The 23,295-nt window shown below is 68.4% G+C and carries 21 protein-coding genes and 1 pseudogene; 7 read left to right on the top strand and 15 right to left on the bottom strand.

The window, feature by feature from the left end; translation table 11 throughout:
- Nucleotides 1–79: 79 nt before the first annotated feature.
- Nucleotides 80–292, bottom strand: a complete 213-nt coding sequence (locus tag BN1263_RS00295; protein WP_058978748.1) for a hypothetical protein — start codon at nucleotides 290–292, stop codon at nucleotides 80–82.
- Nucleotides 293–403: 111 nt separating this feature from the next.
- Between BN1263_RS00295 and BN1263_RS00290 the strand changes: the two genes are divergently transcribed.
- Nucleotides 404–1,180 (top strand): SDR family oxidoreductase, encoded by a 777-nt coding sequence (locus BN1263_RS00290; protein WP_021203230.1) that lies wholly within the window; start codon nucleotides 404–406, stop codon nucleotides 1,178–1,180.
- A 94-nt stretch (nucleotides 1,181–1,274) separates the two neighbouring features.
- Here the strand turns inward: BN1263_RS00290 and BN1263_RS00285 are convergent, their stop codons facing one another.
- The 9 genes and pseudogenes from BN1263_RS00285 to BN1263_RS00245 all read right to left on the bottom strand — a co-directional run bounded on the left by BN1263_RS00285 (nucleotide 1,275) and on the right by BN1263_RS00245 (nucleotide 10,859).
- Entirely contained in the window at nucleotides 1,275–2,021 is a 747-nt protein-coding gene (locus BN1263_RS00285; protein WP_058978746.1) for a hypothetical protein, read from the bottom strand.
- Between the two features lie 35 nt (nucleotides 2,022–2,056).
- Nucleotides 2,057–2,734 carry a DUF4124 domain-containing protein gene (locus tag BN1263_RS00280; RefSeq protein ID WP_021203232.1) on the bottom strand — a complete coding sequence of 226 codons (678 nt, stop codon included), beginning with the start codon at nucleotides 2,732–2,734 and terminating at the stop codon, nucleotides 2,057–2,059.
- 43 nt (nucleotides 2,735–2,777) lie between these two features.
- Nucleotides 2,778–3,368: an L-threonylcarbamoyladenylate synthase type 1 TsaC gene (gene tsaC, locus BN1263_RS00275; RefSeq protein WP_080398748.1), complete on the bottom strand. Its 591-nt coding sequence runs from the start codon at nucleotides 3,366–3,368 to the stop codon at nucleotides 2,778–2,780.
- Nucleotides 3,369–3,465: 97 nt separating this feature from the next.
- Nucleotides 3,466–5,949 carry a DNA topoisomerase I gene (locus tag BN1263_RS00270; RefSeq protein WP_058978744.1) on the bottom strand — a complete coding sequence of 828 codons (2,484 nt, stop codon included), beginning with the start codon at nucleotides 5,947–5,949 and terminating at the stop codon, nucleotides 3,466–3,468.
- 192 nt (nucleotides 5,950–6,141) lie between these two features.
- Complete coding sequence (locus BN1263_RS00265; protein ID WP_019660784.1) at nucleotides 6,142–7,074, bottom strand: RDD family protein; 933 nt, start codon at nucleotides 7,072–7,074, stop codon at nucleotides 6,142–6,144.
- A 49-nt stretch (nucleotides 7,075–7,123) separates the two neighbouring features.
- Nucleotides 7,124–7,876 carry a pilin gene (locus BN1263_RS20980; RefSeq protein ID WP_021203235.1) on the bottom strand — a complete coding sequence of 251 codons (753 nt, stop codon included), beginning with the start codon at nucleotides 7,874–7,876 and terminating at the stop codon, nucleotides 7,124–7,126.
- Between the two features lie 39 nt (nucleotides 7,877–7,915).
- A complete protein-coding gene (locus BN1263_RS00255; protein WP_005411195.1) occupies nucleotides 7,916–8,389 on the bottom strand; it encodes a DUF494 family protein in 474 nt (157 codons plus the stop codon).
- 43 nt (nucleotides 8,390–8,432) lie between these two features.
- A pseudogene (dprA, locus tag BN1263_RS00250) lies at nucleotides 8,433–9,559 on the bottom strand (DNA-processing protein DprA).
- Between the two features lie 166 nt (nucleotides 9,560–9,725).
- Nucleotides 9,726–10,859, bottom strand: coding sequence for a LysM peptidoglycan-binding domain-containing protein (locus BN1263_RS00245; RefSeq protein ID WP_058978742.1), 1,134 nt, complete (start codon nucleotides 10,857–10,859; stop codon nucleotides 9,726–9,728).
- A 126-nt stretch (nucleotides 10,860–10,985) separates the two neighbouring features.
- On the opposite strand from BN1263_RS00245, the gene def reads away from it, so the two are divergent.
- The 5 genes from def to BN1263_RS00220 all read left to right on the top strand — a co-directional run bounded on the left by def (nucleotide 10,986) and on the right by BN1263_RS00220 (nucleotide 17,018).
- Entirely contained in the window at nucleotides 10,986–11,498 is a 513-nt protein-coding gene (gene def / locus BN1263_RS00240) for a peptide deformylase (protein ID WP_058978741.1), read from the top strand.
- Between the two features lie 120 nt (nucleotides 11,499–11,618).
- Complete coding sequence (gene fmt, locus BN1263_RS00235) at nucleotides 11,619–12,542, top strand: methionyl-tRNA formyltransferase (RefSeq protein WP_010481179.1); 924 nt, start codon at nucleotides 11,619–11,621, stop codon at nucleotides 12,540–12,542.
- A 3-nt stretch (nucleotides 12,543–12,545) separates the two neighbouring features.
- Entirely contained in the window at nucleotides 12,546–13,877 is a 1,332-nt protein-coding gene (gene rsmB / locus BN1263_RS00230) for a 16S rRNA (cytosine(967)-C(5))-methyltransferase RsmB (RefSeq protein WP_019660778.1), read from the top strand.
- Nucleotides 13,878–13,900: 23 nt separating this feature from the next.
- On the top strand, nucleotides 13,901–15,610 hold the full coding sequence (locus tag BN1263_RS00225) for an ArnT family glycosyltransferase (RefSeq protein ID WP_058978739.1): 1,710 nt from the start codon (nucleotides 13,901–13,903) through the stop codon (nucleotides 15,608–15,610).
- A gap of 151 nt (nucleotides 15,611–15,761) precedes the next feature.
- Complete coding sequence (locus BN1263_RS00220; protein WP_058978737.1) at nucleotides 15,762–17,018, top strand: O-antigen ligase family protein; 1,257 nt, start codon at nucleotides 15,762–15,764, stop codon at nucleotides 17,016–17,018.
- 30 nt (nucleotides 17,019–17,048) lie between these two features.
- Here the strand turns inward: BN1263_RS00220 and BN1263_RS00215 are convergent, their stop codons facing one another.
- On the bottom strand, nucleotides 17,049–17,855 hold the full coding sequence (locus tag BN1263_RS00215) for a glycosyltransferase family 2 protein (RefSeq protein WP_021203241.1): 807 nt from the start codon (nucleotides 17,853–17,855) through the stop codon (nucleotides 17,049–17,051).
- Between BN1263_RS00215 and BN1263_RS00210 the strand changes: the two genes are divergently transcribed.
- Complete coding sequence (locus tag BN1263_RS00210) at nucleotides 17,854–18,912, top strand: CDP-glycerol glycerophosphotransferase family protein (protein ID WP_058978735.1); 1,059 nt, start codon at nucleotides 17,854–17,856, stop codon at nucleotides 18,910–18,912. The two genes, BN1263_RS00215 and BN1263_RS00210, sit on opposite strands and share 2 nt — an antisense overlap.
- A 130-nt stretch (nucleotides 18,913–19,042) precedes the next feature.
- Here BN1263_RS00210 and BN1263_RS00205 read toward each other — a convergent pair whose 3' ends face one another.
- From BN1263_RS00205 to BN1263_RS00190, 4 genes are all read right to left on the bottom strand, one after another.
- Entirely contained in the window at nucleotides 19,043–20,581 is a 1,539-nt protein-coding gene (locus BN1263_RS00205) for a PH domain-containing protein (RefSeq protein ID WP_058978733.1), read from the bottom strand.
- Nucleotides 20,578–21,078 carry a PH domain-containing protein gene (locus tag BN1263_RS00200; RefSeq protein ID WP_058978731.1) on the bottom strand — a complete coding sequence of 167 codons (501 nt, stop codon included), beginning with the start codon at nucleotides 21,076–21,078 and terminating at the stop codon, nucleotides 20,578–20,580. Before BN1263_RS00200 ends, BN1263_RS00205 begins: the two co-directional genes overlap by 4 nt.
- A gap of 75 nt (nucleotides 21,079–21,153) precedes the next feature.
- Complete coding sequence (gene ribA, locus BN1263_RS00195; RefSeq protein ID WP_019660771.1) at nucleotides 21,154–22,290, bottom strand: GTP cyclohydrolase II RibA; 1,137 nt, start codon at nucleotides 22,288–22,290, stop codon at nucleotides 21,154–21,156.
- Nucleotides 22,291–22,355: 65 nt separating this feature from the next.
- A complete protein-coding gene (locus BN1263_RS00190) occupies nucleotides 22,356–23,276 on the bottom strand; it encodes a lauroyl acyltransferase (protein WP_058978729.1) in 921 nt (306 codons plus the stop codon).
- Nucleotides 23,277–23,295: the final 19 nt, after the last annotated feature.

The following is a 23,295-nucleotide window of genomic DNA, read 5'->3' as shown; positions in this document are numbered from 1 at the left end:
GTAAACGCCCGGCTTCGGCCGGGCGTTCTCGTTGGTGGGGTCGGATCCCTTTGCCCGCAAAGGGTTCTGACCCCACAGGTCACTGCGTCGCGTCGGCCTCGGCCTTGCGCTCGCCCGCAGCGGCGTCATCGACGGATTTCTGCGCGCCCTTGGCACGGTCCAGCGGCTCCTGCATCGCGCGCGCCATCGCCTTGGGCACCGGTGGCTTCTCCGGGTTCGGCGTTGGCGGGCGCTGGCAGGCGGACAGCAGCACGGTGGCCAGCAGGGACGTGGACAGGACCAGGATGCGCATGGCGGCACTCCGTGATGGGCGTGCGGGCAGTGTCGCATCCTCGGCCGGGGGCGGCCGTGAGCGCGTATCCTTGTTGCATCGAAACACAGCGGGCGCGGCCCCGGAGGACTCATGACCCAGCAACGGTGGCGGCTGGACGGCCAGACTGCCCTGATCACCGGCGCCAGTGCCGGCATCGGCCTGGCCATCGCGCATGAACTGGCCGGGTTCGGTGCAGACCTGATGATCGTCGGCCGCGATATCGACATGCTGGAGACCGCGCGCGACGAGTTGCTGGATGTGTATCCGCAGATGCAGGTGCATGCGCTGGCCGCCGATGTTTCCGACGACGAGGACCGCCGCCAGATCCTGGACTGGGTGGAGGACCACAGCGATGGCCTGCATATCCTGGTCAACAACGCCGGCGGCAACGTCACCAAGGCGGCCACCGAGTACTCCGAAGACGAGTGGCGCAAGATCTTCGAGACCAACCTGTTCTCGGCGTTCGAGCTGTCGCGCTACGCACATCCGCTGCTGGCACGCCACGCGTCGTCGTCCATCGTCAACGTCGGCAGCGTGTCCGGCCTGACCCATGTGCGCAGTGGCGTGGTCTACGGCATGACCAAGGCGGCGATGCACCAGATGACCCGCAACCTGGCCGTCGAGTGGGCCGAAGATGGCATCCGCGTCAACGCAGTGGCACCGTGGTACATCCGTACCCGGCGCACGTCCGGCCCGTTGTCGGACCCGGATTACTACGAGGAAGTGATCGATCGCACGCCGATGCGCCGCATCGGGGAGCCGGAGGAGGTGGCTGCGGCCGTGGGCTTCCTGTGCCTGCCGGCAGCCAGCTACGTTACCGGCGAGTGCATCGCGGTGGACGGCGGCTTCCTGCGCTACGGGTTCTGATCTTCGGAAGGGTAGTGCCGGCCGCTGGCCGGCAACCACAGGATATTCAGTTGATTGCAGTTGCCGGCCAGCGGCCGGCACTACCGGATGGCGGTCACCCCGGCACCGGGCAGTTGCTGGCCTCCAGCACACCCTGCAACCGCTCGCGGTCCTTGCGCGCGCTGTCGCGGTTCTCGGGCGCGGCGAAGCGCTCCCGGCCGCGGGCATCGCGGAAGCGCTGCTGCCAGGCACCGCAGCGCTGCGCTTCGGGAAGCGCTTCGCACTGATCGCGCACCACTTCACAGCTGGCGGCATTCACCGGCGTCACTCCGCCAAGGCCCTGTACTGTCATCAGCTCGCAGCGACCTGGCGCAGCCTCGTACTCGTACAGGTAGCCGCCGCCCTGGCTGTCGGTGCACTGGAAGATAGGAGGAAGCGGCGGCTTCGGTGAACCGTCACTTCCAGCAGCACGGGCCTCGGCATCGCGACGCAGCGTCGCGCTGTCAAGGATCTGGTCGTCTCCTTCGTGTTCGACCATGCCTGCTTCCATGATCGTGCGTCCTTCGTCCGCGCGTCGTGCCTTCGCTGGGGCCGCAGGCGCAACACCCGGGTTGGCCGGCAGCGGCGCGGGTGTTTCCACCGGGGTGGGGGCAGGTTCAGCGACCACAGGGGCAGCGGCGGCCGGCTGCGCGTTGCCCTTGCCGGGTATGCGCAGCACCTGCTGCTTGCTGCCAGTGGGACACGGCGTGCGCTGCAGGGTAGGGATGTCACTGCTGCTGGAGGTACAGCGGTAGATCACGCCCTCTTCGGCCAATGCGCTTCCAGGCAGCAGCACCAGGAGCAGCCAGATCACTCGGTTCATGCGTACAGCGTACAGGCTGCGGCGGCTTGCTGCGGTCAGCGTTCGCAATCGCGCGACAGGCGCGCATCGATGCCGCGCTGTTCGTTGCTGATGGCGGTGCGTTCACTCTGCAGCGCACTGTTGTACCGGCGATCCAGTTCCCAGCGGCGATCACGCAGTCGCGCACAGACTTCCTGCGGCGGCAACGCATGGCAGCTGTCGCGGACCAGCACGCTGCCGGCCGGAACCTGCACGCCCATGCCGATCGAGGGGGGACGATAACCCGCGCCTTCGCCGATCGGCGTGCCGGTGGCCGGGCGCGGTCCGGGGTAGGCCGGGCCGTGATGGGCGTGTGGCAGCCAGACACTGGTCCACAACGGCACCCAGCGCGGATTGCCTTCGTTGTTGTCGCTGGTATAGCGTCGGCCATCATCGCTCACGCATTCGTACATCGGCTGCGGCGGCTGGATGTAGACGTGGCGGACTTCGCGCTCGCGGATGACCGGGGTTTCGCCGGGCGGCGCAGGCGGGGCATCACTGCGCACCACCCGTGGAGCGGGATCGCGCGGGCGCTGCAGGTCGCGAACCTGCTGGCGGCCGCTGTTGCAGGGCGTGTCCTGCAGGGCCACCGCCCCGTTGCTGGAAACGCAGCGGTACACCCGCACGTCTTCGGCTGCGGACGCCGTCCACGGCAGCAGCAGGCACAGGCTGAAGGTGGCGCGCAGCAGGCTCATGGCGGCAGCGTGCGTGATTGTCCGCGGCAGTGCAATCGGCGGCTCAGGAGCGCAGCACGTTGCCGCTGAGCGCGTCGCGTATGGGGGTGGGTTGGGCCAGGCCACCGGTCTGTCCGTCAAGGATGCCGTCGAGCAGGCGCAGCAGGCGCGGATCCAGCTCTTCGCGGCTGCGCGCCGGTGGTTCGCCGGCCAGATTGGCGCTGGTGGAGACCAGCGGGCCGCCCCAGGCGCGGCAGAGTTCGGCCACCAGCGGGTGCGCGCTGATGCGCACCGCAATGCCGCTGTGTTCGCCGGTGACCCAGGGCTGCGCGCGCGGGCCAGCGGGCAGGATCCAGGTGTTGGCGCCGGGCCAGCTGGCCAGTACCGCGCGCTGGCGGGCGTCGGGCAGCGCCTGCAGGCGCACCCAGCCTTCCAGCTGCGCCAGCTCGGCCGCGACCAGGATCATGCCTTTCTCGATCGGTCGCTGCTTCAGCCGCAGCACCATGTGCACTGCCGCTTCCTGCGAGGGATCACAGCCCAGGCCCCAGACCGCTTCGGTCGGGTAGGCGATCACGCCGCCGGCGCGGAGCGTGGCGACAGCAGAGTCCAGGGTGAGTTCTTTCATGGCGGCGACCGGCCCGGCGTGGACCTCCATTATCCCCCTGCTGCGTGCAGAAGGGGTGGTCGGCGCGGACGGTAGGTGCGGACCGTTGGTCCGCACACCTTGCCCCTCATCCACGCATGGCGTGGATCTACTTCTTCGCAGCGGCCTTCTTGACGGCTTTCTTCGCCGGGACCTTCTTTGCGGCGGCCTTCTTCACCGCCTTCTTTGCCGGCGCCTTCTTGGCAGCAGCCTTCTTCGGCACCGCTTCCTTCTTCACTGCCGCCTTCTTGGCCGGTGCCTTTTTCGCTGCCGCCTTCTTGGCGCCGAAGCCCTTGCGCACCGGCTTGCCGGTTTCTTCCATCAGCTGCTGCACTTCGGCCAGGGTCAGCGATGCCGGCTCGCGGTCCTTGGGGATCTTGCCGTTCATCTTGCCGTCGCTGATGTACGGGCCGAAGCGGCCGTTCAGCACCTGGATGTCGCTGCCCTCGAATTCCTTGATGATCCGGTTGCGCGCGATCTCTTCCTTCTCTTCGATCAGGAACACGGCACGGGCCAGGTCGATGGTGTACGGGTCGTCTTCCTTCTTCAGCGAGGCGTAGGTGCTGCCACGCTTGGCGAACGGCCCGAAGCGGCCAATCCCGACGCTGACCGGCTCGCCCTTGTCCTCACCCAGCGCGCGCGGCATCAGGAACAGCTCCAGCGCGTCTTCCAGGGAGATGGTGTGCATCGACTGGCCAGGGCGCAGCGAGGCGAACTTCGGCTTCTCCTCGGCGTCCTCGGCGGTGCTGCCGATGGCGGCATACGGCCCGAAGCGGCCCAGACGCACGCTGACCGGCTTGCCTGTCTTCGGATCGGTGCCAAGCTCGCGCGCGCCACTGGCCTCGGCGCGGTCGACCGATTCCTTCTTGTCTTCCACCAGTTCCTTGAACGGCTCCCAGAAGCGAGCCATCAGCGGAATCCACTCTTCTTCGCCACGCGAAACGGCATCAAGCTCGTCTTCGAGCTTGGCCGTGAAGTCGTAGTCCACGTACTGGGTGAAGTGGCTGGACAGGAACTTGGACACCGCGCGGCCGACGTCGGACGGGCGGAAGCTGCGGCCTTCCATTTCCACGTACTTGCGGAACAGCAGGGTCTGGATGATCGAGGCGTAGGTCGAGGGACGACCGATGCCGTACTCTTCCAGCGCCTTCACCAGCGCCGCTTCGGTGTAGCGCGGCGGCGGCTGGGTGAAATGCTGTTCGGCCTGGATGCGTTCCAGCGGCACGCGGTCGCCCGGCTTCATCGCCGGCAGCTTGCGGCCTTCGTCCTCGTCCTCGGCGCTCTTGCTGTCCTTGCCTTCCTCGTACACGGCCAGGAAGCCGGGCACCACCACCGTGGTGCCGCTGGCACGGAACACGTGCTCGCTGCCGGCGGATAGGTCGACGCTGACGGTATTGAGCGTGGCCGGGATCATCTGGCAGGCGACGGCGCGCTTCCAGATCAGTTCGTACAGGCGGCGCTCGTCGTCGGTGAGGAAGCGTGCGACCTGGGCCGGGGTGCGCAGGGCCGAGGTCGGGCGCACCGCTTCGTGCGCTTCCTGGGCGTTCTTCGACTTGGTCTGGTAGGTGTTGGGCTGGTCCGGCAGCGAGGCGATGCCGTAGTCGCGGGCGATCACGTCGCGGATTTCCGCCAGCGCGTCCTGCGACAGGTTCACCGAGTCGGTACGCATGTACGAAATCAGGCCGACGGTGCCTTCGTCGCCGATGGCCACGCCCTCATACAGCTTCTGCGCAACCTGCATGGTCTTGCGGGTGGTGAAGCCGAGCTTGCGCGAGGCTTCCTGCTGCAGGGTCGAGGTGGTGAACGGTGGCGCCGGACGGCGCTTGCGCTCCTTGCTGGCGACGTCGGTGACATGCAACGAGCCCTGCGCGGCCTGCTGGATACGCAGGCGGGCGGCTTCGGCGGTGTCACCGTCGGTGATGGTGAACTGCTCGAACTTCTGCCCGTCCAGCTTGACCAGCTTGGCGTTGAAGTGCTGCGACGGGTGCGCGCATTCGGCCGCGATCGACCAGTATTCGCGGGCGACGAAGGCTTCGATCTCTTCCTCGCGCTCGACGATCATGCGCAGCGCCGGGCTCTGCACGCGGCCTGCGGACAGGCCGCGCTGGACCTTGCGCCACAGCACCGGCGACAGGTTGAAGCCGACCAGGTAGTCCAGCGCGCGGCGCGCCTGCTGGGCATCGACCAGGTCGCTGGCGATCGCGCGCGGCTGGCTGATCGCTTCCTTGATGGCGCGCGGGGTGATCTCGGTGAACACCACGCGCTGCATCGGCTTGTCCTTGACCAGCCCGCGTTCCTTCAGGATCTCGGCGATGTGCCAGCTGATCGCTTCACCTTCGCGATCCGGGTCGGTTGCCAGCAGGATGTCGTCGGCACCCTTGGCGGCCTTGGCGATCGCATCGACATGCTTTTCGTTCTTGTCGATCACGTCGTAGTGCATGGCGAACCCGTTGTCCGGGTCGACCGCGCCTTCCTTCGGGATCAGGTCACGCACATGCCCATACGAGGCCAGGACGGTGTAGTCCTTGCCGAGGTATTTGTTGATCGTCTTGGCCTTGGCTGGCGATTCGACGATGAGCAGGTGCTTGGGCATGTCGGGAGAGGTCTGTGGGCGGACCGGGAGAAGGGGCCGCTAGGGTGGAGCAAACGGCCGCATTAGTGAAGCGGCCACGGGCAAATCCATAAACTGAACGCCCGGTAATGTGCCGGGCGTTCAGGTTTCACCTTATTAGAGGAATCACGCCCGGCCGGCCCGTGTCAAGCAGCCAGGCGTGAGGATGGCCGTTCACGAGGCCATCTTGGCGATGAAGCCTACCGCGAACACCAGCAGGGCCAGGCCGACCAGAGACAGCAGGCCGGTCAGCACGAGCACCAGTACGGTTACCGTGCCCAGCTCCCGGCGCTGCAGCTGCGGCTGGTCGGTGTAGGCCCAGCGGTCGACCACGAGGGTGTCGCAGACCATGTCGTGCAGGCCCTGCTTGCGTTCGGTGAAGGCGGCCATCAGGAAACCGATGCCGAGCGTGAAGCTGCTCAGCAGCATGGCCCAGTAGCGACCAAATGCGCGGGCCTTGGTCAGGCGTTCGCCGTTGCCGCGCACCACCTTGATACCGACTGCCATCTTGCCCAGCGTGGCGCCGCCCTGCGAGGCATGGAACCAGGTGTAGTAGGCCATGCCGATGCCGAGGTTGATCAGGGCGCTGGCCAGCTGGGCAACGATCTCGATGGCCGATTCGCCGCTGCCCACCGCGCCCATGCTGGCGCCGAGTATCGCACCAAGAATGGCACCGATGATGCTGCCGGGGACGACCAGCACGAAGTAATCGATCATGTAGGCCGCCACACGCTTCCAGAAGCCTGCGTAGACCACTTCACCGCCAACCACCGGCTGCGCGTGGCCACCGCTGCTGGTGGCCGCTGGAGCGCTGTAAGGCGAGCTGCTGAGCGCGCCGGTGCCGGGCAGCGGTGCGGTGCCGCTGTCGATGGCGGCGTAGTCGCTGCGCAGGTCGAACCCGCCGCTGCTGCTGGCAGTGCTGGCATCAGCCAGCGTCTGCAGGCCGAGCTCGTCGACCATCTGCCGCAGCGCAGCCCACTGGGCCATGCCCTCCCGCCAGACCAGGGTGTCCAGGTTGAGCTGGCCGCGCTGGAAGCGCTGGCGGATCTCCTGGACCGGCAGCGGGCCCTGGCGTTGCTGTCCTTCGGCGTAGTACCACTCAGTCATTGCATGTTCCCTGTTGAATCATCCTTGGAGGTGCTGGCGTGCGCGCGGTTCAGCCGCGGCACGACGGCGGCAGGTACTTGTCGTTGCTCTCGCCGCTGCATTCCCAGCGGCCGCTGTCGCGATCGTATTCCAGCCACAGCAGATCGCCATCGAGGCTCTTGCCGGGCAGCGCCAGGGTGGCTTCGATGCCGCAGTGGCCGTTGTTGAAGCGACCGATGTTCACCGCTGACAGCCCTGCATGGGCGAAATCACCCGGGGCCGGGAAGCCCGCGTCGTTGCCACCCGGGCAGCGGCCTTCGTCATCGGCGAAATGCTGCACCTGGTCCTTCAGCGGCTGCAGTGCGGTCACTGCGCCGGCGACCTTGGCGCGAAGGGTGTAGTCGTTGTAGGCGGGCAGCGCGATGGCGGCCAGGATGGCCACGATCGGTACCAGCACCAGCAGCAGGCCGCCGCCGATGATGGCGGTCAGGGCGCAGCCGGACAGCTTCTTCTTCGGCGTCGGCAGGGCGCTGGCCGCTGCGCTGGTGGCGTAGGGCGTGGACGGTGGCAGCACCGGTGGCTGCGGCGGAGGCGGTGCTGCCGGCTCCGGTTCGGGTTCCACGGGCGGTGCAGCGGCGTCCAGCGCCGGCACGATCAGGCCGAGCTCGTCGACCACGGTGCGCAACGGCTGCCATTGCGGCAGGCCGTCGCGCCAGACCAGGGTGTCCAGGGAGATCTGGTTGTTGCGGAACAACTCGACCAACTGTTCCGCCGGCAGCGGGCCTTGCTGCCGGTTGCCTTCTGCATGGAACCACTCGCTCACGGGGACGCTCCTGAATGCGCTATGCCCCCAAGTGTACGGTCAGTGCAGGGGTTCTGGCTCGTCCATGAACATCTGCGTCTCCATCCAGGCATACGCCGCCTCGGAGCCGGGCTGGTTGAACAGCACCATCAGCACGACCCACTTCAGGTCGTCCAGGTCCAGTTCGTCCTGGTCCAGGGCCATTGCCCGGTCCAGCACCAGCTCGCGCTGGTCGGCATCGAGGATGCCGTGCTGTTCCAGGTACAGCAGGAACCCGCGGCATTCCACGTCCAGCTTGTCCAGCTCGGGGCCGTGGTACACGCGCACGGGGCCATCGACCCGAGCCTGGGCCACGCTCGGCCGCTGCGCGGCCAGGGCATCGAGCCAGTCGAACGCCTTGTTGATCTCGGTTGGGCTGAAACCGGCCTGGATCAGGCCGTTCTGAAGCGAATCGCGGTCACGGATCAGGTCCGCATCTTCGCTGAAATAGTGTTCAAACAGGTACAGCAGTACATCCAGGATGCTCTCTTTCATTGCCCCTCGGCCTGCGTCGCGCGACGCTGTGGAGGTGAAGAAACTAGGGAGTTCGACAGTAGCGGCCGTGTACGCACACCACGATTCCCGCCAGTTCCATGGCCAGCAGCATGGAGGACACCTGGGGCGCCGTCAATCCACAGCGTGTGATCAGTGAATCCATACTGCTTGGGTTGTGCTCCAGCGCCCGCCACAAGCACTGGTAGTCAGGGTCGTCGGCCCAGTGCGCCGGCAGGCGTGCAGGCGGTGCCTGTTCAGTGGGGGTGGCCAGCCGTGATTGCAAGCCCGGCAGCTGCTGGCGGAGGGCGGGGGCCAGCAGTTCGAGGACCTCCTCCGGGCGCTCGACCAGTGCGGCACCCTCGCGGATCAGCCTGTGGCAGCCCGCAGCGCGCGGATTGAGCACCGAGCCGGGCAGGGCGCAGACCTCGCGGCCGGCCTCGGCGGCCAGGCGTGCGGTGATCAGGGCACCCGAGCGTTGGGCGGCCTCGACCACCACCGTGGCCAGGGCCAGCCCGGCTACCAGCCGGTTGCGGGCAGGAAAGTGGCCGGGGCGTGCGGGCGTGCCGGGCAGGTACTCGCTGAGCACCACGCCTTCGGCGGCGATTCGCGCCTGCAGCCGGGCGTGGCTGTCCGGATAGGCGCGGTCCGGTCCGGTGCCGATCACCGCCACGGTGCAGCCCCCCGCGTCCAGCGTGGCCTGGTGGGCGGCGGCATCGATGCCCGCCGCCAGGCCGCTGGTCACCGCCAGCCCGGCGTCGACGAAGCAGCCGGCAAACCGGGCTGCCAGCGCGCGTCCGCCCGGCGTTGGCGAGCGGCTGCCGACCAGCGCAACCGATGGGCGCCAGGCCCGGCCGGGGTCGCCGGCGATGAACAGCGCAAGGGGGGGATTGGGGACATCCAGCAGGGGCGGGGGAAGGCCGGATCGGTGAAGGCCAGCAGGTGCTGGTTGTCGTCTTCCAGCCAGCGCCGTGCCACGGCCAAGGCCCGGGCGTCGGGGCGGTCCAGTGCGGCGCACTGCTCTGGCGTGCAACCGTGCGCGCGCCAGTTCGCGGCACCCTGCGCGATCGCGATTTCCGCCCTGCCTGCGGCCTGCAGCAGGGCCCGCCGTGGTGCCAGCGCGCCGCCTGCCATCAACAGGCGCAGCAGCGCCTCGTCAGCTTGGTTGGTCATCCTCCCACTATCGAGCGCATGCAACAAAGGCGCCCTAGGGCGCCTTCGCATGTGGCTGTCAGACTTTGCCGGAGACCGCTCCTGTAGAGTCGACTGTCAGTCGACTACCGCGCGCAGCGCGGGCGCTTTCGGGGGGCGGTGAAGAGCAGTCGACTAACAGTCGACTCTACCGCGCATCCGGGTGCAGTGCGTTGTATCCCACGCGCACCGGCTTCACGCCCTGCATCACCAGTGCGTAGCTGACGTTGTCGAAGGTACGGAACACCATGGCGTGTGCGGCGTATTCGTCCGGCAGCGAGACGCGGCCGGCGCCGGTGCTGAGCGAATCATCCATGCGCGAGGAGTTCGGGTACTTCATGCGGTGCGCCACGTGGCGGCCCGGGCGCCACAGCGAGAACACGGTGCCGTTGTCCACGCCCTGCGCGCGGCCTGCGGAGATCGCGATCACGTCGCGCGGCCCACCAGCGGTGAACATGTCGGCAACGGCCAGCACGCGCACGTCGACGCCCTCGACACCGGCGGCCGGGACATGGGGGATGAACTGCAGGTCGTAGGGCCTGGCCTCGACCGGGACCAGGCGGTCGCCCGCACGTACCTCGCGGCCGCCCTCGTTCTTGTCCAGCACCAGGGTGGACGCCTCCACCTTGCCGCCGGCGACATGGGTGATGGTGCCGGTGGCGACCTGGGCCAGCTCATAGCCGAGCACGCCGCGGCGGTGGTTGGGGGCGTTGTAGGCCCGCCACAGGTTGCCGCTGCCCGGGGTGACGTCGCCGTTGGCGGTCAGGTCCTCGGTCGGCTTGGGCTGGGCATAGCGCACGGTCGGGCGGACCACGGCCCAGCGCTGGCCCAGCTGGGCGTCGGCCAGGCGTACGTACACCGCGCTGCCGCTGGTGACGCGCAGGCGTTCTTCCTCCAGGCCGGCCACGTAGGGCAGTTGCTCGATGCTGTCGACCACGCTCAGCTGCTTCAGGAACGGCTCGACCTGGGCCAGCGGAATGGCATCGATCGGGGCTTCCTGGCGCGGGCCGGGCTTGGCAGCGACGGTCACCCGGTCCAGATAGGCCAGGCTGAGCACGTCACCGGGATAGATCAGGTGCGGATTGGCGATCTGCGGATTGGCCTGCCAGATCTCCGGCCACAGCCACGGCTTCTGCAGGAAACGTGCGGCGATATCCCACAACGTATCCCCTTTTCGGACCACATAGGTGTCCGGGTGCCCGCCATTCACTTCCACGGCGGTAGCATAGGCAGCCACGGTCAGCATCGCCGCGGCGACGACCGTACGAAAACGAAGCAACATAGGTGTGAAGCCCTGATTCCCCAACAGGTCCGCGCACTATAGTCCAGAAACCGGGGCGCAAGGCAAGCGTTGGAGCTAGAATCTGCGACGTATGCCGGCGTGCCGGCCCCCTATCCGGAAACAGCCATGGCCCTTCTCCCCATTCTCGAGTTCCCCGATCCGCGCCTGCGTACCAAGGCTGCGTTGATCGAAGCCGCCGAAGTCACCACGCCGGCCTTCCAGGAACTGATCGACAACATGTTCCAGACCATGTACGACGCCCCGGGCATCGGCCTGGCCGCCACCCAGGTGGACGTGCACAAGCGCTTCATGGTCATCGACGTCAGCGAAGAAAAGAATGAACCGCATGTGTTCATCAACCCGGAGATCGTCGCCAAGGACGGGGGCCGGGTGTACCAGGAAGGCTGCCTGTCGGTTCCGGGCATCTTCGCTGACGTCACCCGTGCCGATACCATCACCGTGAAATACCTGGACCGCAACGGCCAGGAACAGCAGATGGAAGCCGGCGAAGTGCTGGCCACCTGCATCCAGCATGAGATGGATCACCTGGACGGCAAGCTGTTCATCGACTATCTGTCGCCGCTCAAGCGCGAGATGGTGCGCAAGAAGCTGGCCAAGCAGCGCAAGCACGTGGCGTGATCGCCAATCCGGGCCACCCTTCGGGTGGCCCGCGCCTGCGCGGCACGCGCGGGCTGTACGGCGCCGGCCGACGGCGCCGTTTTCTTTCCTGCACGAATCCATCCTGCAAGTGGGGTAGCCATGAGGATTGTCTTTGCCGGTACGCCGGAATTCGCGGTGTCATCGCTGCGCGCGGCTGCGCGCCATCATGAGGTCGTGGCCGTCTACACCCAGCCTGATCGTCCGGCCGGCCGTGGCCGTGGCCTGGCGCCGTCGCCGGTCAAGCTGGAAGCCGTGGCCCGTGGCATTCCGGTCTACCAGCCGGAGTCGCTGAAGGACGCGGCCGCCCAGCAGCAGCTGCGCGACCTGCAGCCGGATCTGATGGTGGTAGTGGCCTATGGCCTGATCCTGCCCAAGGCGGTGCTGGCCATTCCGACCCACGGCTGCTGGAACGTGCATGCCTCGCTGCTGCCGCGCTGGCGCGGTGCCGCGCCGATCCAGCGCGCGATCCAGGCCGGCGACGCCAAGACCGGCGTCTGCCTGATGCAGATGGAGGCCGGCCTGGACACCGGCCCGGTGCTGCTGCACCAGGAACTGCCGATCGCGGCCACCGATACCGGTGGCCAGCTGCATGACAAGCTGGCCGAGCTGGGCGCACAGGTGCTGTCCGATGGCCTGGGCCTGCTGCGTGCCGGCATCAAGCCGATCGCGCGGCCGCAGCCGGAGCAGGGCGTGACCTACGCGCACAAGCTGGACAAGGCCGAAGCGAAGCTGGATTGGGCGCAGGACGCCGGCGCGCTGGCGCGTACCGTGCGCGCGTTCAATCCGTGGCCGATCGCCGAGGCGACGCTGGCCGGTGAACGCGTGCGCATCCATGGTGCGGTGGCGCTGGAGGCGGACCACGGCCAAGCACCGGGCACCGTACTGGCCGCCAGCCGCGATGGCATCGACATCGCCTGTGGCCAGGGCGCGCTGCGCCTGCGAGTGCTGCAGCGGGAAGGTGGCAAGGCGATTACTGCGGCCGACTACCTCAACGCCCGCCGCGATCTGCGCGTGGGGGCATAAGCGGTGTCGAAGCAGAACGATTTCTCCGTCGCCAAGGCGGCGCCGGGCGCGGCCACGCGCATGCTGGCCGCACGTGTGCTGGCACAGGTGTTCACCCGTGGCCGTTCGCTGAAGGCCGAGTTGGCCTGGGCGCTGCCGAAGCTGGCCGACAGCCGCGACCGCGCGCTGCTGGAAGCCCTGTGTTTTGCCGTCCTGCGTCGTCGCAGCACCTATGACGCGGCGCTGCAGTCGTGGATGCAGAAGCCGCTGTCGGCGCGTGATGCCGACCTGCGCACGCTGCTGATGGTCGGGTTCGCCCAACTGGACGTGCTGGCGTTGCCGGCGCACGCGGCGTTGTCGGCCACGGTCGATGCCGCGCGTGCCCTGGGTCGTGAGCGCCAGGCGGGCCTGGTCAATGCGATCCTGCGCCGCGCGCAGCGCGAAGGTTTCCCGGAACAGCCCGCGCGCGATGCCTTCCCGGCGTGGCTGGCCGATGCCGTCGAGCGCGACTGGCCGGCCCAGGCCGAGGCGATCTTTGCCGCCAGCCTGCAGCCGGCGCCGTTGTGGTTGCGCGCCAACCGCCAGCAGGGCGGCCGCGACAAGGCACTGGCGACGCTGGCCGAAGCTGGCATTACCGCGCAAGCCAGTCCGCTCAGCGCCGACGCGTTGCGCCTGGCCTCGCCGGTTGCCGTGAATCAGCTGCCCGGCTTCGCCGAAGGCGCCATCTCGGTGCAGGACCTGTCGGCGCAGTGTGCGGCCGACGCGCTGGCCCCGGCGGCCGGTGCCCGCGTTCTGGACGCCTGTGCGGCCCCCGGTGGCAAGTCGGCGCACCTGCTGGAGCGCGACCCCGGCCTGCGCCTGCTGGCGCTGGATATCGACGTGCGCCGCCTGGCCCGTGCACGTGACACCTACGTTCGCACTGGCGTGGGCGAGCATGCGCAGACCCTGGCTGCCGATGCCAGTGATCCGGGTGCCTGGTGGGATGGCGTGCCGTTCGACGCGATCCTGCTCGATGCCCCGTGCTCGGCCACCGGCGTGATCCGGCGGCAGCCGGATGTGATGTTCCACCGACGTGCCGAGGATATCGATGCGCTGGTCGGTGTGCAGGCCCGCCTGCTGGAGGCCTGCTGGTCGATGCTGCGTCCGGGCGGCGTGCTGCTGTATGCCACCTGCTCGATCCTGCGTGCGGAGAACATCGACCAGGTGCGGGCGTTCCTGAAATGGCACCCGGACGCGGTGGCAGAGCCGCTGGATGACCGATTCGGCCTGGACTGCGAGGGAATCGCGCGCCAGCGACTGCCGGGTGACAGCGATGCTGACGGATTCTTTTACGCGCGTCTGCTAAAAACAGCCTGACCCCCGCTGACGTTCCGAGTCCCATGCTGAATTCCCGCGCGTCGCGCGAGACGTGGTTGTTCGTGGCGATGGCCCTGCTGCTGCTGGGGGCCGGGCTGGGCCTTCGTGATCCGTGGCCATCGGACGAGCCGCGCTTTGCGCTGGTGGCCAAGCAGATGGTCGACAGCGGCCACTGGCTGTTCCCGCACCGCGGTACCGAGTTGTATTCGGACAAGCCGCCGATGCTGATGTGGTGGCAGGCTACGCTGTACGGCCTGGTCGGGCAGTGGCGCGTGGCCTTCCTGCTGCCGTCGCTGCTGGCGGCACTGGGTACGCTGTGGTGCGTGGTCGACCTCGGGCGGCGGCTGTGGACACGGCGGGTGGGGCTTTACGCCGGCTGGGCGCTGCTGTTCGCGCTGCAGTTCACCTTCCAGGCGAAGAAGGCGCAGATCGATCCACTGCTGCTGCTGTTCATCACCCTGGCCAACTACGGCCTGCTGCGCCACCTGTTGCTGGGACCAGGCTGGCGCTGGTGGTGGCTGGGCTGGTTCTTCGCTGGCATCGGCGTGATCACCAAGGGCGTGGGCATGCTGGCGCTGCTGATGATCGTGCCGGCGGTGATCGCTGCGGTACTGCAATGGCCACGGGTGGCACTGCACGCGCGCGATGCCCGCTTCTGGCTGGCGCCGCTGGCCTTCCTGCTGGCGGTGTCGTTGTGGCTGGCGCCGATGCTGCTGGCCGGTTTTGCCACCGGTTCGGACGAATACCGCGCGTACATGGACGACATCCTGTTCCAGCAGACGGCGCGTCGCTATACGCACTCGTGGGACCACCACCAGCCCTGGTGGTACTTCCTGGCGATCATGCCGTCGATGTGGATTCCCGCGTTCCTGCTGCTGCCGTGGGCGCTTCCGGCTTGGTTGCGGCGGCTGCGCCGGCGCGATCCGCGCTATCTGCTGCCGCTGTCCTGGTGGTTGATGGTGGTGCTGTTCTTCTCGATCCCCGACGGCAAGCGCGATGTCTACATCCTGCCGGCGCTGCCGATGTTCTGCCTGGCGCTGGCGCCGTTGCTGCCGGGGCTGCTGAAGCGGCGCGATGTGCAGGCCGTGGTGGGAGTGTTCACCGGCCTGCTGTCACTGGGCCTGGTCCTGGCTGGCGCGATGGCGGTGCTGGGCGACCCGGCCTTCGAGCTGCGCCTGACCCACAGCCGCGGACTGGCGCCCGGCGCCGTCGACGCGCTGGCCTGGACGATCCTGGCGATGGGCGTGTGGGGCGCATTGAGCCTGCTGGCCTGCGGTCGTCGCCGGCATCTGGCGCTGGTGTCGACCCTGGCGATGGTCTGGGTGCTGTACAGCCTGGTCGGCTACCCGCTGCTGAACGATTCCAGTTCCGCCCGCGGCCTGATGCGCACGGTTGGTACACGGCTGGGCCCGGATGCCGAGCTTGGGCTGGTGGCCTGGAAGGAGCAGCATCTGCTGCTGGCCGACCGCCCCGCAGCGACCTTCGGTTTCGAGTCGGACTGGGACGAGCAGCTGATTGCGGCCACGCGCTGGCAGCGGCTTGCGCCCGAACGCCGTTGGTTGCTGGTCCACGAGTACGCAATGCTGTCGTGCGTCGACCGCAGCCGCTCTGAACTGGCCGGCGTAGCCAACCGGCGGCGCTGGTGGCTGGTGCCGGCGGCGGCGGTGAAGGTGCCCTGCGTGGTCACCGCAGCGGAGCGGGAACGTGAACGGCGTCTGCAGGAACATGGCTAGTCCCCCCTTCCTGCTTGTCCAGTCTGCCCAAGCGGGGCCAAAGGCAGTAAAACAGCAGGCCGGGATGGCCTGCACCGCCCCTTCCCGTTCTTTCCAGCCGATTGCAGCGATACTTCCCGACGTGCCAGCTTCACCGGACAACCTGAACCTCATGGCCGGCGATCCGCTGGGCGTTCCCGCCGGCGGACGTCAGCGGGTGGCGCATGGGCTGGCCCAACTGGGCCTGTTCTGCCTGCCGGCACTGGTGCTGACCTTGCCCATCAACCTGTTGCCGTATGGCCTGCTGCTACTGCTGAGCACGCTGCTGGCGCCGGAGCTGCTGTGGCGCGCGCGCGGGATGGCCGGCCAGCCGGTGAAATTGCTGGCCTGGCTGATGCTGGCGGTGCTGGCGCTCGGCCTAATGTCGGTAGTGTTGTTCGAGCAGGGCCTGCGTGACGTCGACAACCGGTCGCGGTTCGTGGTGATCCCGTGGATCGCGCTGTGGGTCTGCGCGCTGCGTCCCGACGTGCGGTGGCTCTGGTACGGATCATTGACCGGCCTGCTCGCCGCCTTCGCGATGTCACTGTGGCAGGTGCTGGGTGGCGCCCCGCGCGCACAGTTGTTCACCAACGCCATCGTGCTGGCCGACATCGTGATGGTTTTGATGGTGCTGCTGGTGTTCTGTCGCCCGTCGCGGCGCTGGTCGCTGGTGATCCTCGGCATGGCGGCCGGCTGCGGCACCATCGTGCTGACCGGCAGCCGCGGTGTGTTCGCCGCCTTGCTGGCGCTGCTGGTGGTGCTGACGTTGAGCCTGCGCTGGCGCACCGGCGCGGCGCGCCTGTCGGTGCTCGCAGGCATGCTGGCGATCGGTGCGACCCTGCTGCTGTCGGTACCGGAACTGCGCCACCAGGTCCGCCTGAGCGAGCTGCACAGTGACGTGCAGCGGATGGAGTTGGGCGACAGTGATTCTTCCGCCGGTGCCCGCGTGGAACGCCTGCAGGTGGCCTGGGAGACCTTCCTCGACCACCCGCTGGTGGGTGTTGGCATCGGTCATTTCGACAGCGCGATGCTGCGCGTGCCGGTCTGCCGTGAGAACCCGGAAGAGTTGCGTTGCCACCTGGGGCATGCGCACAACGATGTTGCCGAATGGGCAGCGACCCAGGGCGTACCGGGCCTGCTGCTGTTGCTGGCGGTGTATGGCATCCCGCTCTGGTTGTTCGTGCGCCTGCATCGCCGCAGCGGACGGTCGACCTTCCGGGGGCCGGCCGCAGCCGGCATCATGCTGGTGATCACCTACGCACTGTGCGGCCTGACCCAGTCGATGTTCGCGCACCAGATGACAGCCAGTTTCTACGTGACCCTGGTCGGCCTGCTGACCGGCCTGTCGATCGTCGAGGGCGCGCGCCACCGGGCAATCACCGGGGCGTGATCCAGCGGCGCCCCGGACAGGGCCGGGCGATCAGGGGTTCGGCGGGTCAGCCACGGCCTGGCCGTTGCCCAGCATCCACAGCATGATGGTTTTCTGCCGCACGTAGTTGGCGCGTACGTAGGCATAGACCAGTCCATGCCAGCCGTCGCGGAAGCCGCCACGGAACAGGAAGCCGCGCCAGAACCGCCAGGCCGGCGCCAGCACCAGCTTGCCCAGCGTGGCCCGCTTGCCGCGTGCGAACTCGTGCTCGGCCATCATCCGCGCGTATTTCTCGGTCTTGGCCAGCTGCTGCTGCAATGAGCGGTAGGGATAGTGGACCAGGTCGCCGCGCAGGGTACCGACGCTGCCGTCGACGCTGGCAGCCTCGTGGATCTCGCGCTTGCCGCGCCAGCCGCCCTGGCGGCGGTCGAACAGGCGCAACACTCGGTCCGGGTAGGCGTTGCCATGGCGCAGGAACCTGCCGAAATACTCCGACAGGCGGGCGAAACGGTAGCCGGCATGGCCGCTGAAGCCACTGTCGCGGGCCTGTTCGATGGCCGCGCGCAGTTCCGGACTGATCCGTTCGTCGGCATCCAGGCACAGTACCCAGTCGTGGCGGGCCTGCTCGACGCAGAATGCCTTCTGGCTGCGGAAACCGTCGAACCGGCGCTGCAGAACACGGGCGCCGGCAGCTTCGGCGATGGCGACGGTGGCATCGGTGGAGTACGAGTCCACCACCACGATCTCATCGCAGAACGCCAGCGAGGCCAGGCAGTCGCCGATGCGCCCGGCCTCGTTGAACGCGATAATGCACGCCGAAATGCGAGGCCGTTCGATGGGAGCGGTCGTGGAGGACATGATGGCCGGGTACCTGTTGTTTGCGACGGAGCGCTATGCGCTGCCTATTCTCGCCCCGTTGGCGCAGGCCTTGCACGCGTCCGGGCAGGAGGTAGCAGCCTGGTTCGAGGATGGCGCGGCCGGCAGCAGCCTGCCGGGGGTGCCCAATCTGGGCCTGAAACAGGCCCTGGCAATGCGTCCGCGGGCGGTATTCAGCGCGGCCAACTGGGTGCCGACGTTCCTTTCGGGGGCCAAGGTGCAGCTGTTCCACGGCTTCAACGTGGAAAAGCGGGACAGTGCGCGCGGCCACTTCCGGGTGCGCGGCATGTTCGACCTGTACTGCACGCAGGGGCCGGCCACCACCGCGCCGTTTCGTGAGATCGCGGCCCTGCAGGGCCACTTCGCGGTGGCCGAGACGGGCTGGCCGAAGCTGGATCCGCTGTTCCGCGACGATGGTGGCGAGAGCGCCGCGCTGCGCGCCGCCGCTGGAGGACGCCCGGTGATCCTGTTCGGTTCGACCTTCACCGAGCGGCTGAGTGCGGCACCGCACCTGCATGCGCAGATCGCCGCCGATATCGCTGCCGGTGGGCGCTACTGGCTGCTGACCCTGCATCCCAAATGTCCGCCGGAACTGTTCGAGCGCTACCGCGCGCTGGCCGGTGCCAATGCCCGCTTCATCGAGCCGGAGCAGGTGATGTCCGCGCAGCGCGCCGCCGACGTGCTGGTGTCGGATACCTCGTCGATCGTTTCGGAGTTCATCGTGCAGCACAAGCCGGTGGTGACCTTCCGCAACCGCGTGCCCAAGCCACACATGATCGACTTCAATAATCCTGCGCAGCTGCAGGCGATGCTGACGCGTGCGATGCACCCGGACGCGGCGCTGCAGGCGGAGATCGTGCGCTATGCCGACGCCATCCACCCGTACCGCGATGGCTTGTCCAGTGAGCGCGTGATCACGGCGACCGAGGATTTCCTGTCTGGTGAAATGGGCGCGCTGCGGCGCAAGCCGTTCGGCAGCTGGATGCGTGATCTGCAGATCCGCAGGGACCTGGGCTATTGGGGCCCGTCGCAGCGGTAAGCCGAGCATTGGCTCGGCTCTAGAGTAGATCCATGCCGTACGTGGATGCGCGCCTCCGCTCGCGGTAGTGCCGGCCGCTGGCCGGCAAGCTCGGGGATGTCTGCGGTTGCCGGCCAGCGACCGGCACTACCTACCAGCGCAGCTTGCGCCGCGCCAGCGCCGCAGCCAGCTGATCCATCACCTGCTGCGCCTGTGCCTGCGGCAGATGGTGCAGGGTCAATGCCACATCGCCATGCGCGCCGGCAGTATCCAGCTGCAGGCTGCTGGTGCCCATCAGCTTGTCCAGCGGCGAGCGCAGCAGGCGCAGGCCCTGTACCTTGTCCAGTTCGGCCCAGCGCCACCAGCGCTTCCACCAACCGCCACGCACTGCCACGTAGTGCTCGTCCAGGTGCCAGGCCATGCGTGCCATCTGCCGATGAGCGACCAGCAGCGCCACCGGCAGCCACGCCAGCACCAGCAGGCCCCATGGCCCCCAGCGCCAGTACGCGGCTGCGGCCAGCAGGGGTACCAGCAGCAGCGTTCCCAGGCACAGCCGCCACCAGCCACGCTGCGGAATGGAGTGCCATTGCGTCGGCGGCCACTGCAGCTGAGGCAACAGGTGCTGCACCAGCTGCTCGCAGCGCGTCGCCTGGGCCAGTGGTGCCAGCTCGCGCAGGGCGCGGTCCTCATCGCGCGCAGGGCCACCGGCAGCGCTGTCGATGCGCAGCTGGCGCAGGCCGAACCAGCGATGCAGGGTGGTTTCTCGCAGCGTCCAGGCCTGGATGCGGCGACGCGCGACACTGCTGCGGGTGCGGCTGAGCAGGCCGGCGGAGACGGTCAGGCGGCGATCCTGCTCGCTGAGGGTAAAGCCGTGATAGCGCAGCAGGGTCAGTACCACCGACAGCACGCGCAGCGCCAGCCAGCCCAGCAGCAGTGCGGCGGCCAGCAGCAGGAAAGCGCCTGCTACGCCGGGGTGCAGGTGGCTGGCGTAACCGAAAGCCTCGCGGCCACCACGTTGGATGGCTTCGTCCATCACCGGCCGCGGCACGGTCTGGAACAGCACGCCGAAGGCGGCAACCGCCAGTGCCCAGCCCCGATTGGAGAGCAGGCCCATGCGCATCACGTCCCAGCTGGACAGGCGCAGCAGGACGTGTTCGGTGTCGGCCACGGTGACCGCAGGCGCGGGGACAGCGTCGGCGGCCTGCGGTGCCTGCCCGCGCTGGCGCACGAGACGTTCCAGCGCCAGCGCCTGGTCCAGCTTCAGCACTCGCATTTCCGCTTCCGGGCGCACGCCGCCGGCCGACTCCAGGCGCAGCTCGGCCACGCCGAACAGCCGGTGCAGCGGATTCTGCCGCACTTCCACGTTGTGGATGCGGGCGAACGGAATCTCGCGCCGGTTGCGCGCAAGCAGACCGCTGCGCACGGTGATCGCATCGCTGCCGATGCGGTAACGGTAGCTGAGGTACTGCAGCACCGAGACCAAGACCAGCGCGGCGATCGCCGACAGTGGGATCAACTGCGCCCACATCGGATCGCGGTCGCCGCGCTGACCGAATACCAGCAGTGCGACCAGCGGCAGGAAGTAGTGGCGCAGCTGCATCAGCAGCACGAACAGCCATGACCACGGGTGCAGGCGGTGGTCCTCGCCACTGGCGCGCAGTGCTGCAGGCAGAGGCGGTGGCAGGCTCACAGGGCGTCAGCGTCCTGGTCGAGCTGGTGCGAAAGGGTGTCGCGCAGGCGCTCGGCGTCGGTTTCATCCAGGCCGCTCACGGTCACCGCGCTCATGCGGGTGCCGGCGGTATGCACGATCAGCGTGGCAAGTCCTGCACGGCGTTCCAGCGGGCCCCTGCGCAGGTCCAGGTGTTGTACGCGCGAAATGGGAATACGGGTTTCCAGCTGCCACATCAGGTCTCGCCGCAGGCCCAGGCCCTGTGCGTCCAGCCGCCAACGGGTGCGGACCAGGCGGCGGTGGCTGAGCCATGCGCCACATGCAGCCCCTGCCAGCAGCCCGAGGGCGGCGACCCACGCGCCGCCGGTTAGATCGAAGAACCACCATGCAGCCGCCAGCGGCAGGCCTGGCACAAACAGGCCGCCGAAAGCGCCTTCCAATGCCGCCAGCCGCGCGGCGCGGCGCGGCAGCGACTGCCACGCGTCGGCGGGCGGAGCGGTCAGGGAGATGTCGGTCACGCGGGCTCCGTCAGGTGGCAGGGCGAGCGGTGGCGGCGGTAGCCGCACCGCGCAGACGGTAGCAGGTCGGCTGCGTTACTGGGCAGCCTGGATCAGCGCATCCACGTCCAGCAGATGTCCTGCGCGATCGGCCTTGGTGCGCAGGTAGTGCTCGTTCTCGGCGGTGATCTCGCCGGTGACCGGAATGCAGTCCAGTACCTCGATGCCGGCATTGCGCAGGCGCTGTGCCTTGGTCGGGTTGTTGCTGAGCAGCGCCACGCGCGAAATGCCAAGGCCGTGCAGCATGGCCACCGCACTGCCGTAGCGGCGCTCGTCGGCGCCGAAGCCGAGCTGCGCATCGGCGTCGATGGTGTCCAGGCCGTCGTGCTGGTAGCCGTAGGCACGCATCTTGGCTGCGATGCCGGTGCCACGGCCTTCCTGGTCCAGGTACAGCAACACGCCGCCGCCCAGCTCCTTCAGCTTGCGCAGGCCGCGCCGCAGCTGGTCACCACAGTCGCACTTGAGCGAACCGAACAGGTCGCCGGTCAGGCATGAGGAGTGCACGCGCACCGGTACCACCGCCGACAGGTCCGGTTCGCCGACGATGATCGCGACCTGGTCGCGCTGGGCCACGCCGCCGCGGAACACCGCGAAGGTGGTCATGCCGACGTCGCGCAGCGGCACCGGCGAACGCGCCACCAGTTCGTAGTCGTGGGCCGCATGTGCTGCGCCTTCGGCCAGGTCGCACAGGGCCACCTCGGCGGCACCCTCGAAGGTGCGGTCATCAACGTCCAGGCGTACCGCCACCATCGCCGGCAGCAACAGGCCCAGGCGGGCCAGCTCCACCGCGCCGGCATCGAAGGCATCGCCCGCCGTCCAGCCGTCGGGCATCGGGCCCGGCTCGCGCAGGTAGCCCAGCGAGGGGAGGGCATCGAAGGCAACGCCGGCCAGCGGCAGGCGTGCGCCTTGCGGGGCCTCCACGCCGAGCACGCGGGCGCGGGTGGCGGTCAGGAACAGGTAATGCCGCTCGCGGGCGGCATTGGCGAAGGCAGCGAAGCTGCTGGCCGTGGCGCTGTCCAGCGCGATCACCGCCAGGCGCTGGCCGTGGCCATCGTGGAGCAGCACCGGGCGACCGGCGCGCAGTTCGGCCACCGCGCGCTCACAGCGGATCGCGGCCGGATCGCCGAACAGGGAAGAAGCAGCAGGCATGGCAGGACCGGGGGAGGCGGACATCGCAGTCTCTATGGGGGCGACGGCGTCGTATTCAACGTGGTGCGGCCAGTGGTCGCAGGCGGCCGTCAGTGGGGGTGTTCCTCAGTTGCGTACGGGTCTTCCTCGCCGCTGCCCGGCGGCCGCAACGTATAGCGCTTGTAGGTCCACTGGTACTGCGCCGGGTCGCGGCGGGCGATGCGCTCGATGCCGGCGTTGAGCGCGGTGGCGGCCACCTGCGGGTCCGGGTCGGCCACGGCCGGGTCGGTCGGTTCGATGTGCAGGGCGAATTGCATGTCCGGCCCGATGCGCTCGCACCAGCCGTACAGCACGGTGGCGCCGGTGCGCTCGGCCAGCCGGTTGACCAGGGTCATGGTCAGCGCCTGCACGCCGAAGAACGGCACGAACACGCCGTCGCCGGCCTTGGGCTGCTGGTCGGGCAGGATGCCGGTGGCACCGCCGTCCTTGAGCACCTTGAACAGCTGGCGTACGGCCGGGCCCTCTGCGCGCACCTGCTGCACGTTCTGGCCGCCGCGCACCAGCTGCAGGAAGGCGTCGCTGGCCTCGTCTTCAGGCGGCTTGTAGACGATGGCGATGTGCCCGCGCGAGGCCAGCCACTGGTTCAGCAGCTCCCAGTTGCCGAAGTGCGGGGCGGCCACGATCACGCCCTTGCCGCTGGCCAGGGCTGCGTCATACAGGGCCTCGCCGTGGCGCTGCTTCAGATGCAGGCGCAGGTTGTCGGCCGGCCTCTGGCTCCACAGCCGCAGGGTCTCGATGGCCTGCAGCGCGGTCGAGCGCAGCAGATCGCGATGCAGGCGGTCCCGCGCGGCACTGTCCAGGTCGGGGTAGGCCAGTTCGAGGTTGCGCCGGGTGACACGGCTCTCACGGGCATTGAGACGGATCCAGGCCCACGCCAGGGTGCGCGCGAACGCCCGCAGCAGCGGCCAGGGCAGGCGGGCGAACAGGGTGGTGGCGCGGTGGACCAGCCGGGCTTTGCGTTGCGGATTCATTGGCGCCAGTTTAGCCAAG

The sequence above is a fragment of the Stenotrophomonas thermophila genome (genome assembly GCF_001499715.1).
GTDB classification, from domain to species: Bacteria; Pseudomonadota; Gammaproteobacteria; order Xanthomonadales; family Xanthomonadaceae; genus Stenotrophomonas; species Stenotrophomonas hibiscicola.
Note: the sequence above shows the minus strand (reverse complement) of the source record. Positions and strands in the feature narration are given on the sequence as shown.